Annotated in this window: 11 protein-coding genes; 6 read left to right on the top strand and 5 right to left on the bottom strand. The window is 60.5% G+C overall.

Features of this window, described 5'->3' with window-relative positions; genetic code table 11:
* The first annotated feature begins 217 nt into the window (after positions 1-217).
* Both AC1D2Q_RS20015 and AC1D2Q_RS20020 read left to right on the top strand, forming a co-directional pair.
* Entirely contained in the window at positions 218-697 is a 480-nt protein-coding gene (locus tag AC1D2Q_RS20015; RefSeq protein ID WP_007937367.1) for an Lrp/AsnC family transcriptional regulator, read from the top strand.
* 242 nt (positions 698-939) lie between these two features.
* Complete coding sequence (locus tag AC1D2Q_RS20020) at positions 940-1,149, top strand: DUF2788 domain-containing protein (protein WP_007937369.1); 210 nt, start codon at positions 940-942, stop codon at positions 1,147-1,149.
* Here AC1D2Q_RS20020 and AC1D2Q_RS20025 read toward each other — a convergent pair.
* From AC1D2Q_RS20025 to AC1D2Q_RS20040, 4 genes are all read right to left on the bottom strand, one after another.
* Positions 1,144-1,785, bottom strand: coding sequence for a pseudouridine synthase (locus AC1D2Q_RS20025; protein WP_477814299.1), 642 nt, complete (start codon positions 1,783-1,785; stop codon positions 1,144-1,146). The two genes, AC1D2Q_RS20020 and AC1D2Q_RS20025, sit on opposite strands and share 6 nt — an antisense overlap.
* Positions 1,786-1,860: 75 nt before the next feature.
* Complete coding sequence (gene amn / locus AC1D2Q_RS20030; protein ID WP_019650901.1) at positions 1,861-3,360, bottom strand: AMP nucleosidase; 1,500 nt, start codon at positions 3,358-3,360, stop codon at positions 1,861-1,863.
* Positions 3,361-3,464: 104 nt separating this feature from the next.
* On the bottom strand, positions 3,465-5,114 hold the full coding sequence (locus AC1D2Q_RS20035; RefSeq protein WP_428635862.1) for an acyl-CoA dehydrogenase family protein: 1,650 nt from the start codon (positions 5,112-5,114) through the stop codon (positions 3,465-3,467).
* Positions 5,115-5,189: 75 nt separating this feature from the next.
* Entirely contained in the window at positions 5,190-7,568 is a 2,379-nt protein-coding gene (locus AC1D2Q_RS20040) for a hybrid sensor histidine kinase/response regulator (RefSeq protein WP_477814300.1), read from the bottom strand.
* Positions 7,569-7,881: 313 nt separating this feature from the next.
* Here AC1D2Q_RS20040 and AC1D2Q_RS20045 point away from each other — a divergent pair, with 313 nt between their 5' ends.
* The 4 genes from AC1D2Q_RS20045 (at position 7,882) to AC1D2Q_RS20060 (ending at position 11,414) form a co-directional block, all read left to right on the top strand.
* A complete protein-coding gene (locus AC1D2Q_RS20045; RefSeq protein WP_019581334.1) occupies positions 7,882-8,679 on the top strand; it encodes a hydroxymethylpyrimidine/phosphomethylpyrimidine kinase in 798 nt (265 codons plus the stop codon).
* Between the two features lie 32 nt (positions 8,680-8,711).
* On the top strand, positions 8,712-9,335 hold the full coding sequence (gene thiE, locus AC1D2Q_RS20050; RefSeq protein ID WP_018925770.1) for a thiamine phosphate synthase: 624 nt from the start codon (positions 8,712-8,714) through the stop codon (positions 9,333-9,335).
* A 16-nt stretch (positions 9,336-9,351) separates the two neighbouring features.
* Positions 9,352-10,635 carry a glutamate-1-semialdehyde 2,1-aminomutase gene (gene hemL / locus AC1D2Q_RS20055; RefSeq protein ID WP_018925769.1) on the top strand — a complete coding sequence of 428 codons (1,284 nt, stop codon included), beginning with the start codon at positions 9,352-9,354 and terminating at the stop codon, positions 10,633-10,635.
* Positions 10,636-10,859: 224 nt separating this feature from the next.
* Complete coding sequence (locus AC1D2Q_RS20060) at positions 10,860-11,414, top strand: tetratricopeptide repeat protein (RefSeq protein ID WP_019650898.1); 555 nt, start codon at positions 10,860-10,862, stop codon at positions 11,412-11,414.
* Between the two features lie 140 nt (positions 11,415-11,554).
* Here AC1D2Q_RS20060 and AC1D2Q_RS20065 read toward each other — a convergent pair whose 3' ends face one another.
* Positions 11,555-11,884: a DUF1820 family protein gene (locus AC1D2Q_RS20065; protein ID WP_003185742.1), complete on the bottom strand. Its 330-nt coding sequence runs from the start codon at positions 11,882-11,884 to the stop codon at positions 11,555-11,557.
* Positions 11,885-11,966: the final 82 nt, after the last annotated feature.

Raw genomic sequence — 11,966 nt, forward strand, 5'->3', positions numbered from 1 at the left:
CTCGGGGGCCGACGCATCCCCGGTGGGGGTGGCGACCGCAGCTGACCTGATTGGGCGAGCCGCACTGGACTGTTTGTCCGAGCAGTGATTCTGGTGATAAGAATAGGCCCGGAGCACCGACAGAGGATTGCGAAGATTGCTCAAATAAACATCACTTGCGCAATTTTTAACTCAGGATAGATAATCTGCCGCAATAGTTATGACGAAGGCCTGATTGATGAGCAAACTCGACCGATACGACCTGAGTATTTTGGCGGAATTACAGCGCGACGCGCGTATCTCCAACCAGGAGCTGGCCGAACGCATCGGCCTGTCGCCTTCGCCTTGCTCGCGGCGGGTCAAGCAACTGGAAGACGATGGCTACATCTCCCGCCAGGTCGCCTTGCTGGACCGCAAGATGCTCGGCCTGAGCCTGACTGCCTACGTGCTGATCGGCATGGACCGCCATACTCCCGAGCGTTTCGAGAACTTCGAAGCCGCCATTCGCACGTTACCGCAAGTGCTGGAATGTAGCCTGGTGACGGGGATGGATGCGGATTATCAGCTCAAGGTGGTGGTGCCGGACATGGATCACTATCAGAAGCTGCTGCTGGGGCATCTCACCCGGATTGAAGGGGTGACGAGTGTACGGTCGAGTTTTGTGTTGAACCAGGTGCTCAACAGCACGGAGTTGCCTTTAACTCATTTGCGCAGCTGAGACGCCCCTTCTGACCTGATCGTTCCCACGCTCCGCGTGGGAATGCATCCTGTGACGCTCTGCGTCACGATCTACAGCGGACGCGGAGCGTCCATGGCGGCATTCCCACGCAGAGCGTGGGAACGATCACTGCCCAAGACGACGAATGACTGCGGCACACCGACGCAGGTCAATACCCCGCCAATCCCCCTTGGCGTATACTCCTCCCGCCTTTTTAGCCCCACCTGCGCTGGAGATGTTCGATGGATCCTGCAGTTTTCGAAGAGTGGATGATGACTGGCCTGGTCAGCATCCTGATCATTTTCATGGGCTTCATCGTCTGGGATCTGGCAAAAAAATCCAAGGCCGGACGCTTCGGCTCGTTCATTCTGTTCTTTGTGCTGGGGTTGGGCGTGGCCGCGTTCGTGATCAAAAGCGTGGTCATCGGCCTGATCGAATCCGGCACTCTATAAACGCGCCGGCACTTCCTTCCACTGGCCCTGATCGAGCCCTTCGATCGACCAGTCACCGATTTTGACCCGCACCAGGCGCAACGTCGGCAAGCCGACCGCCGCAGTCATGCGCCGCACCTGACGGTTGCGCCCCTCGCGAATCACCAATTCAAGCCAGCTGGTGGGCACGCTTTTGCGAAAACGCACTGGCGGGTTGCGTGGCCACAGCTCAGGTTCTTCAAGCTGCCGCGCCTCGGCGGGCAAGGTCATACCGTCGTTCAGCTCGACGCCTTCGCGCAAACGCTGCAACTGCTCGGCGGTTGGCTCGCCTTCCACTTGCACCCAGTAAGTCTTGGCCAGTTTGTGTTTCGGGTCGGCAATCCGCGCCTGAAGCTGGCCGTCGTTGGTCAGCAGCAACAAGCCTTCGCTGTCACGGTCCAGCCGTCCTGCCGGGTAAATCCCCGGAATCTCGATAAAGTCCTTGAGCGTCGCCCGCCCTTCGCCGTCGCTGAATTGCGTCAGCACATCGAAAGGCTTGTTGAACAGAATCAGCTTCGGTTCGGCCGGTGGCGCTTTGGCGACACGGCGCGGGGCGGAAGAAGATGACACAGGCTTCACGCCAGGGCGGCGGGAGACGGGACGTTGTGGACGGGACATGGCGAGAAGAACATCTAACGGTCAGGGCTGCTAATGCTAGTGCCCCAACCGTCAAATGACCATGACAACTCTCTATCAGCGAAACGGCGGCTCGTCGAAACTGCGCAGTTTGCGCGAGTGCAGCGAGTTGAGCTCGGTGCGCAACAGATCCACCGCCTCGATACCGATCTTCAAGTGCTGGCTGACCGCGCGCTCATAGAACGCGTTGGCCGACCCCGGCAGTTTGATTTCGCTGTGCAGCGGTTTATCCGACACACAGAGCAACGTGCCGTACGGCACCCGCAAGCGATAGCCTTGAGCGGCAATGGTGCCGCTTTCCATGTCCACCGCCACGGCGCGGGACAGGTTGATCAGCGGACGTTCCTGGGCCCAGCGCAGTTCCCAGTTACGGTCGTCATAGGTCAGCACGGTGCCGGTACGCAGGCGTTTCTTCAGTTCGTCGCCCTTCTCACCGGTGATGTTGGCCGCCGCTTGCTGCAACGCCAACTGCACTTCGGCCAAGGCCGGAATCGGAATGTTCGGCGGCACCACCCGATCGAGAATCCCGTCGCGACGCATATAAGCGTGGGCCAGTACGTAATCGCCAATGGTCTGCGACTGACGCAAGCCGCCGCAGTGGCCGATCATCAGCCAGCAATGCGGACGCAGCACTGCCAGGTGGTCGGTGATGTTCTTGGCGTTGGACGGGCCGACGCCGATGTTCACCAGGGTTACGCCATGGCCGTCGCTGGCGATCAGGTGATAGGCCGGCATCTGGTAACGATGCCAGACCACACCAGCAGCAATCGCCGAGGCTTCGCCATGGTCCATGCTCTTTTCGATGATCACGTTGCCCGGCAACACCATGCGCACAAAACGCGGGTCTTTGCGCAGTTGTTCCAGGCCATGAACGATGAACTGGTCGACGTAACGGTGGTAGTTGGTCAGCAGAATCCACGGCTGCACATGCCGCCAGTCGCTGCCGGTGTAGTGCACCAGCCGGCGCAGGGAGAAGTCCACCCGCGCGGCATCGAACAGGGCCAATGGCAGCGGGTCGGTGTTTTCCCAATCGTACAAGCCATCGGCGATGCCATCGGTGGCGGCCGACAGATCCGTACTTGGGAACACCCGCGCCAGTACCGCCGCCGTAACGCCAGAGCCGGCCAGTTCATCGCCCTGCTCGACCACATACGGATAAGGAATGTTCTGCTGGCTGACGCCGACTTCCACGGTCACGGTGAAGTCGTGCATCAACGGAACGAGTTGTTCCAGCAGGTATTTGCGAAAGGCTGCCGGATGAGTGACGGTGACGCTGTAGGTCCCCGGCAATTGAACCTTGGCATAAGCGCGAGTGGTCTGTGGGACTTCGCCCTGGCAGAGGTAGGTCAGACGCAACTCGGGATAACGAAACAGGGCACGCTGTTCAGCGTCCGGCTCGACGCGATCCTTGAGATAACGCTTGAGCGCCTGATTCAGCGCTGTGGTTGCACGCTCGTGCAAGACAGCAAGCCGGTCCACGGCTTGCTCGGCGGTTTGAACGACAATAAACGCTTCGGTCACGATCAGCTTCCTGTGTTCTGACTTGCAGACCTTCATCTTGCCTGCATCATCGCTTCACGGGAACAGTGAAAAAAGATCGTAGCCTTCGGCAGCGCCCACAGGCGCGTAGGAGCTGCCGAAGGCTGCGATCTTTTCAACCGTCAAAACCCTTGCGGAGTCGACCGGGCCACAATCGCTTCCACATCCAGCCCACGTGGCAACGTTCCATACACCCGACCGGCCGAACCGAGGCGGCTGGCGATAAACGCATCACTGACCGCCGCATTGCCCGCCTCCAGCAACAGCCTGGCCTGAAGGCCCAAGGCGATGTCTTCGGTGAGCTGGCGGGCGCGGTATTGAATATCGTCAGTGTCCTTGAACGCCTTCTGCAATTGGCCGATGTGTGTGGCCAGGCGTTTGTCGCCATGGCCATCGCCCAACTCGTTGAACAGCACATCGAGCACACCCGGCTCTTTCGACAGTGCTCGTAATACATCGAGGCATTGCACGTTGCCGGAACCTTCCCACGTCGAGTTGACCGGTGCCTCACGGTACAGTCGCGGCAGGATGCTTTCTTCGACGTAACCGGCGCCGCCCATGCATTCGGCCGCTTCGTTGATCATCGCGGGCGCGCGTTTGCAGATCCAGTACTTGCCCACTGCCGTCACCAGCCGAGCGAATTTCGCTTCGTGGTCGTCATCCAGATGATCCAGCGCCCGGCCCATGCGCAGGCTCAACGCCAGGGCGGCTTCGCTTTCCAGGGCCAGGTCGGCCAGCACGTTTTGCATCAAGGGTTGTTCACTGAGCAACTTGCCACCGACCTTGCGGTGGGCGCAGTGATGGCTGGCCTGGGTCAGGGCCTGGCGCATCAGCGCGCTGGACCCGACCATGCAATCGAAACGGGTCATGGCGACCATTTCGATAATGGTTGGAACGCCCCGGCCCTCTTCGCCGACCATCCAGGCCAGGGCGCCACGGAACTCCACCTCGCTGGAAGCGTTGGACCAGTTGCCGAGTTTATTTTTCAGCCGCTGTATGTAGAACTGATTGCGCGTGTCATCCGGGCGATGACGCGGCAGCAGGAAACAGGTCAGCCCTTTGTCGGTCTGGGCCAGGGTCAGGAAGGCGTCGCACATTGGCGCCGAGCAGAACCACTTGTGGCCCACCAGTTCATACGCCTGACCCGGCCCACCGGCCCCCACCGGATACGCCTTGGTGGTGTTGGCCCGCACGTCGGTGCCGCCCTGTTTCTCGGTCATCGCCATGCCGATGGTGACTCCGGCCTTGTGGGCCATGCCGACATTGCGCGGGTCGTATTCGGTGGCGAGGATTTTCGGCAGCCATTGCCGGGCCAGATCCGGTTGCAGGCGCATCGCCGGGACGCTGGCGAAAGTCATGGTCAACGGGCAACCGCTACCGGCCTCAGCCTGACTGTGCAAATACGTCATGGACGCGCGCGCCACATGGGCGCCCGGTTGCGGATCGGTCCAGGGCAACCCTGTCAGGCCATGCTCCACCGCCGTGCGCATCAACTGGTGATAAGCCGGGTGAAATTCCACCAGGTCGATGCGATGGCCGTAACGGTCATGGCTGACGAACACTGGTTTGTTTTGATTGGCCGCAAACCCGGCCTCCATCAGCGGCCCGCCGGCCAATGCGCCGTAAGCGTCGATCCGCGACTCGGCCCAACCGGCATCGAACCGCCTCGACCACTCCTGCAAAGGCAGGTCGATGCGATAGAGGTTGGTGCCGTCCAGCGACGGTGGCTGGTTGGTGACTTCGTGGGTTTCGGCGAACTGATGCAGGTTCATGACGGGGCTCCTTTGGTCAGCCAAGGGAGTTTCAGTTAAGCACCGCCCCGAGGCTGAACAAAGTGGCATATCTGCCTAACTGTCGGCGCTTTCGCCTTGTCCAGAACAGAGCACCCGTCGATAGAGCGCTGCCTGCAAGTCCTCGAATTTCACCGGTTTGTTCAGGTAGTCGATCGAGGTGTCGCTCGGGCAGTGCATTCGGTCCGCACTCAGGGCAATCATGAACACGGGTAATTCGGCGCAACCCGGCAACGCACGGATCCGGCGGCAGATGGAGGCGCTGTCCACTGGCGGCAACTGGCAATCGAGCACTACCGCGTCAACAGCTTCACACTGCAATTGATCGAGCGCAGCAAGGCCATTGTCAGCGGTGCGTACCCGGAACCCAAGCTTGAGCAACATGCCGCGCATCACCAATTGATTGATGCTGTTGTCATCGACCAGCAATACCGTGCACTCCTGGGGCAAGCGCAGGCCGGTGGTCTGCCGGGTGATCGAGGGAGCAGGCTCCACCACCGACAGCTCGAATTCGACGTCCAGCTGGAAGCGGCTTCCACGGCCCAGTTCCGAACGATGGCTCAGCCGGCCGCCGAGCAAGTCGACCAACTGCTGACAGATCGCCAGGCCAACGCCCAGACCGCCATATTCGCGGGTCATCGAACCGTCGAGCTGGAAGAAGCGCTGGTACAGCGTCGCCTCCCCCAAATCGGTAAAACCGATGCCGGTGTCGATCACCGCAAACGACAGCGCCAGCCGACCGGGCTCCGCCGGCTTACCCGTCACCCGCAGCGCCAGACCGCCGACCCGGGTGAATTTGATTGCGTTGTCCAGCAAGCATTCCAGGCATTGCGCCAGCTTGCCGCTGTCGCCGAACAAACGATCCGGCAACCCGGGCGTTACCTCGACCTTGAAGTCCAGCGACTTGCTCGACGCATTGCCATCGAACTGCCCGCGCAAAGACTCGACCATACTGCGCAAGCTGAACGTGTCCGGATAGACCTTGAGCTTGCCGGCCTGCAATTCGGTCAGGGTGAGGATGCCGTTGACCATGCGCATCATGTCCCGCGCCGAACCTGCCGCCGTTTGCTGATATTGCTCCAGCTCTGGGTTCATCTCGACAGTCTGCATCAGCTCCAGCGAACCGATCACACCGTTCATGGGCGTGCGCAGTTCGTGGGTCAACGTGGCGAGGAATTCGTCCTTGAGCCTGTTGCTGTGAGCCAGTTGCTGGTTCAGCACCTCAAGCTTCTGGCCGGCGTCGAACAACGTCTGTGCCTGATGCTCGCGCATGGCGTTGATACGATCGGCCAGGGCCAGGGACAGCAACGCCACTTCAATCGCCGAGCCGATCTGGCTGGCGTACATGGTGAGGAACACGTTGGGTAAATACCCCAACACCATCATCGTGTTGACGACGCCACCGAGCAAAAATGCCGACCAGGCAATGATGAAGTAGCGCGCCACCCTCAAGCCACGCCACCAGGCGAAAACCCCGGCAGCGAAAATCACCACGGTAAAGGCCAGTGCCAACGCCGTCGCCAGACGTAGGGCCAGGGCGTAACTGGTCATCAGAGATAACCCGACCACCAGCGTACTGAACGCGATCAGCGCCAATAGCACACGGTCCAGCCAGCGGCTGTGGGTAGCCGTGCGCAGGAAGCTGCGGGCAAACTGGCTGCCGAACAACCCCGAACAGCCGATGAAGAACGGCGTCGCGGCGTTGGCCCACCACGGATTGTTCGGCCAGAAATACTCCACGGCCGCGCCGTTCACCGACAGCTGATACAAGCCGAACGAGGCGATGTAGACGATGTAATAGAGGTAACTGGTATCGCGCACGCTGAGGAAGATGAACAGGTTGTAGACCAGCATCCCCAGCAATACACCGTAGATCAGCCCCAGCACATAGAGCCGCACCGGCTGTTCTTCAAGGTAAGCAGTGCTCGACCACAAGGTGACGGGCGCCTGAATCGAGCCTTCGCTTTGCAGACGCAGGTACACGGTTTGCGCCTGCCCGGGCGCAAAGCTCAGATCGAACAGATAGTTGTTCTGACGAATCTCGCGAGTGGCGAACGGCAGCGCATCGCCCGTCTGTCGGGCCAATCGATAGTCACCGCCAGCATCGGGCAAGTACAGATCAAGGTGATCGAGGGGCGGATAGGCCAGTTCCAGCAGCCAGGTCCGTTGCGCCGACGGATTGGTCGGACGGTATTGCAGGTCGATTTTCAGCCAGAACGCCGAACGCGAATAGCCGGCATTGAGGGTGGCTTTATCGTGGGGGTTGAAGTGCCCGGCCGCGGCTTGCGCACGGACATCGACAATGGTCGCTTGACCGCCCGCGTCTTCATAAACCTGCATCGTTCGGCCCAGGGGAAGGCTCTGGGTGAACTCGTCGAATTCGACGGCGCTCGCCAGGAGGGGCAAGCACAGCAGCAACATCAGCAAATAGCGCATTTAAGCCCCAGCGTGGCCTGTCCGGTTCTGTCAGGAAGCCCCCCATTCCTTTTGAGTAGACGTAAAACCGGTATTACCTGTTATTGGTTTGGATCCACTCTAGCATAGCCGTTAGTGGCCATTGAACACCATTGAAATTTTTCCTACAAAGGCTCTAGAACGGGCGTTCCAGCGCAATGTATTGAGCTAGAGCTGTTGGCTTGATCGCGCTCAATGTAGGAGCTGGCGAAGCCTGCGATCTTTTGATCTTTCCACCACTCGCTGCGATGTGCGCACACACCGAAAAACATGTTTGGTGGTAAGCTCGCGCACCATGAATATCTACAGCTCTCGCCCCGTTGTCCTCTGTCTCTCCGGCCACGACCCTAGTGGTGGCGCCGGCTTGCAGGCAGATATCGAAGCCCTGCTTGCCCAGGGTTGCCATGCAGCTCCGGCCGTCACCGCCCTGACCGTGCAAGACACGGTCAACGTCACTGACTTCCGCGTGCTCGATCGCGAGTGGGTACTGGCCCAGGCCAACGCCGTGCTCAACGACTCCGAAGTCGCCGCCGTCAAACTGGGCATGCTCGGTTCCCTGGAAATGGTCGACACCGTGGTCGAACTGCTTTCAGCGCACCCGCATTTGCCAGTGGTCTGCGACCCGGTGCTGCGCGCCGGCGGTGGCGGACGACTGGGCAAGGACGAAGTCGGCTACGCCATGCGCGAACGCTTGCTGCCATTGTCGATCATCGCCACCCCTAACCTTCCCGAAGCCCGCATCCTCGCCGAACTGCCCGAAGGCACCGCCGACGAGTGCGCGGAAAAACTCCTGCCATTCGTCAAACACCTGCTGATCACCGGCGGCCATGGCGACGAACACGAAATCCACAACCGCCTGTACAGCCGCGACGGTCGCCGCGAAACCTTTACCTGCCAGCGCCTGCCCGGCAGTTATCACGGTTCCGGTTGCACGCTGGCCAGCGCCCTCGCCGGTCGCCTGGCCCAGGGTGAACACCTCGCCAGTGCCGTACAGAGCGCGCTTGACTACACTTGGCGCACCCTGCGAGATGCGGAACAGCTGGGCAAAGGCCAGTTCGTGCCCCGCCGCCTGCCGCTGGATTTCTGTTCGTAACTTTCGATGCGTAAAGCGCAGAGGCTTGTCCGATGAAACTACGTGGCCTGTACGCCATTACCGACAGCCAGTTACTGGCCGGCAAATTTCTTTCGTACGTGGAGGCGGCGCTCGAAGGCGGCGTCACCCTGCTGCAATACCGCGACAAAAGCAGCGACGAGGCCCGCCGCCTGCGCGAGGCCGAAGCCCTGCGTGATCTGTGCGATCGCTACAAGACCCAGCTGATCATCAATGACGACGCCGAACTGGCCGCGCGACTGAATGTCGGCGTGCATCTGGGCCAGACTGATGGCCCGCTGATGCCAGTGCGAGCACTGCTCGGGCGTCAGGCGATCATCGGCTCGACCTGCCACGCGCAACTCGAACTCGCCGAGCAAGCCGCCAAGGAAGGCGCCAGTTACGTCGCCTTCGGCCGCTTCTTCAATTCCAACACCAAGCCTGGCGCACCGACATGCAGCCTCGACTTGCTTGACCAGGCCCGCAGCAAACTGCACCTGCCGATCTGTGCGATCGGCGGCATCACCCTGGACAACGCCGCCCCGCTGGTGGCCCACGGGGTCGATCTGCTGGCGGTGGTGCATGGTCTGTTCGGCGCCGAGAGCACGGCTGAAGTGACGCGTCGCGCCCGCGCCTTTAACGAATTGTTCAAATCCTGATTTTGAGAGCCAAATAATGTCTCGTTCCGAAACCCTGTTTGCCAATGCCCAGAAACACATCCCCGGAGGCGTGAACTCGCCTGTTCGTGCGTTCAAGAGCGTTGGCGGCACGCCGTTGTTCTTCAAACACGCCGAAGGCGCCTACGTCACCGACGAAGACGACAAGCGTTATGTGGATTACGTCGGTTCCTGGGGCCCGATGATTCTCGGCCACAGCCACCCGGACGTGCTGGACGCGGTGCGCAAACAGCTTGAGCACGGATTGTCCTACGGCGCCCCGACCGCGATGGAAACCGAGATGGCCGATCTGGTCTGCTCGATCGTGCCATCGATGGAAATGGTGCGCATGGTCAGCTCCGGCACCGAAGCGACCATGAGTGCGATCCGTCTGGCCCGTGGTTTCACCGGTCGCGACAGCATCATCAAATTCGAAGGCTGCTACCACGGCCACTCCGACAGCCTGCTGGTCAAGGCCGGTTCCGGCGCCCTGACCCAAGGCGTACCGAGCTCGGCCGGTGTACCGGCGGCGTTCGCCAAACACACCCTGACCCTGCCGTTCAACGACATCGACGCAGTAGAAGCCATGCTCGCCGAAGTCGGCCAGGACGTGGCCTGCATCATCGTCGAACCGGTGGCCGGCAACATGAACTGCGTACCGCCGGCACCGGGTTTCCTCGAAGGCCTGCGGACCCTGTGCGACAAGCACGGCGTGGTGCTGATTTTCGACGAAGTGATGACCGGTTTCCGTGTCGCCCTCGGCGGTGCCCAAGCCTATTACGGCGTAACACCGGACCTGAGCACCTTCGGCAAGATCATTGGCGGCGGCATGCCCGTGGGCTGCTTCGGCGGCAAACGCAAAATCATGGAACACATCGCGCCACTGGGCCCGGTCTACCAGGCCGGTACGTTGTCGGGTAACCCGCTGGCGATGGCGGCTGGCCTGACCACGCTGCGTCTGATCAGTCGTCCGGGTTTCCACGCCGAGCTGAGCGACTACACCAGCCGCCTGCTCGATGGCCTGCAACAGCGCGCCGACGCCGCTGGCATTCCGTTCGTGACCACTCAGGCCGGCGGCATGTTCGGTCTGTACTTCAGCGGTGCCGACGACATCGTCACCTTCGATGACGTGATGGCCAGCGATGCGAACCTGTTCGGGCGCTTCTTCCACCTGATGCTCGAAGGTGGCGTATACCTGGCGCCGAGCGCCTTCGAAGCCGGCTTCACCTCGATCGCCCACGGCGAAACCGAGTTGAAACTGACGCTGGACGCCGCCGAGCGTGCATTCGCCGCACTGAAATAAAATTGCAACGCTGACGTTGGCGATTGCCAGCGTCAGCTTTCACCTACATTCGCACCCTATTTCCTGATCACCTGCCAATAATCCCCCGCAAAGTGGGTGATATAGTCCCCGCGCAGCAGAAAAACGAGTAAAGACTTTGTAAGGTTGGCCCTGCTTATTTCATAATGCGCGCTTATTGGATCCCTCGACGGGTCCGCGCGCCCCTCAGAGGTAAGTCGATTCCCATGAACCGCACCGGCCGCACCCTTGCATTGGGCTGCCTGTTGCTCCTTCAGCCCCTGCTCGCGCTCGCACAAGCAGGCGGCAACTCGTTGTTGATCCCGGCGATGGGTCGCTGCACCCTCAATACTCAGCCGCAAGACCTGACGCAAGCGCTCGCCGCCTGCCAGAAAGCGTCGGATGAAGGGGATGCGCAAGCGCAATACGAGTTGGGTGAGTTCTACTACGAAGGCAAAAGCGTGCCGCGCGACCTCAATAAAGCCCTGAGCTACTTCGAAAAGGCCTCGCTGCAAGGTCATGCCCAGGCGCAATTCAAACTCGGCACCATGTTCTTCCATGGCGAAGGTGTACCGGCCAATAACATTCAGGCGTATATCGTGCTGAAAATGGCCGCGGTCAACGGCGCCGAAGACGCGCTGGACACCGCCGACGAAGTCGCCGAGAAAATGCCCCGCGAAGACCTGGAAGTTGCTACCCAGGTGCTGGGGCAAATTTTCCGTAAATACCTGATGGAATTGCAGAGCGCCGACGGGCGTACGCCGTTTTCGCCACTTCCCTGAATTGCCGGATCCGATAGTTCTCACGCTCTGCGTGGGAATTCATCCCGTGACGCTCCGCGTCACCGACGCAGAGCGTCGAAGGCGGCGTTCCCACTCAGAGCGTGGGAACGATCAATTCTCACCTTAGAAAAACCTGCTGCTTACTTCTCAGGCATCGGCATCGGAAACGGCATGACATTACCGACCGCGCCGCGGGCTTCGCTGATTTTCGGCGTGCCGAGGCGCTCGACCTCGTCGATGCGCACGATCGAATGCATCGGCACAAAACTGCGCACAACGCCTTCGAACTGAGCCTTGAGCTTTTCTTCGCTCGGATCGACGACCACTTGCGTGCGCTCGCCAAAGACGAACTCTTCCACTTCCAGAAAGCCCCACAGATCACTTTGATAGATCTGCTTGGCGTACATTTCGAACACCTGGCCCTGATTGAGGAAAATCACCTTGTAGATTGGAGCTTCACGTTTGGTCATGGTGGGCGGGTAACACATCGGGGATAAAAATGAGGGCGCGAACTATAGCATAGCCACCGGACGCGCAGCGGTAGGAACCTTG

It is taken from the genome of Pseudomonas sp. P1_A1 (assembly GCF_056406935.1).

What these genes read in the sequence shown, in the direction of transcription:
- AC1D2Q_RS20015 (WP_007937367.1), top strand. Translation starts at nt 218, where the DNA reads ATGAGCAAACTCGACCGATACGACCTGAGTATTTTGGCGGAATTACAG.
- AC1D2Q_RS20020 (WP_007937369.1), top strand. Translation starts at nt 940, where the DNA reads ATGGATCCTGCAGTTTTCGAAGAGTGGATGATGACTGGCCTGGTCAGC.
- AC1D2Q_RS20025 (WP_477814299.1), bottom strand. Translation starts at nt 1,785, where the DNA reads ATGTCCCGTCCACAACGTCCCGTCTCCCGCCGCCCTGGCGTGAAGCCT.
- amn (WP_019650901.1), bottom strand. Translation starts at nt 3,360, where the DNA reads ATGAAGGTCTGCAAGTCAGAACACAGGAAGCTGATCGTGACCGAAGCG.
- AC1D2Q_RS20035 (WP_428635862.1), bottom strand. Translation starts at nt 5,114, where the DNA reads ATGAACCTGCATCAGTTCGCCGAAACCCACGAAGTCACCAACCAGCCA.
- AC1D2Q_RS20040 (WP_477814300.1), bottom strand. Translation starts at nt 7,568, where the DNA reads ATGCGCTATTTGCTGATGTTGCTGCTGTGCTTGCCCCTCCTGGCGAGC.
- AC1D2Q_RS20045 (WP_019581334.1), top strand. Translation starts at nt 7,882, where the DNA reads ATGAATATCTACAGCTCTCGCCCCGTTGTCCTCTGTCTCTCCGGCCAC.
- thiE (WP_018925770.1), top strand. Translation starts at nt 8,712, where the DNA reads ATGAAACTACGTGGCCTGTACGCCATTACCGACAGCCAGTTACTGGCC.
- hemL (WP_018925769.1), top strand. Translation starts at nt 9,352, where the DNA reads ATGTCTCGTTCCGAAACCCTGTTTGCCAATGCCCAGAAACACATCCCC.
- AC1D2Q_RS20060 (WP_019650898.1), top strand. Translation starts at nt 10,860, where the DNA reads ATGAACCGCACCGGCCGCACCCTTGCATTGGGCTGCCTGTTGCTCCTT.
- AC1D2Q_RS20065 (WP_003185742.1), bottom strand. Translation starts at nt 11,884, where the DNA reads ATGACCAAACGTGAAGCTCCAATCTACAAGGTGATTTTCCTCAATCAG.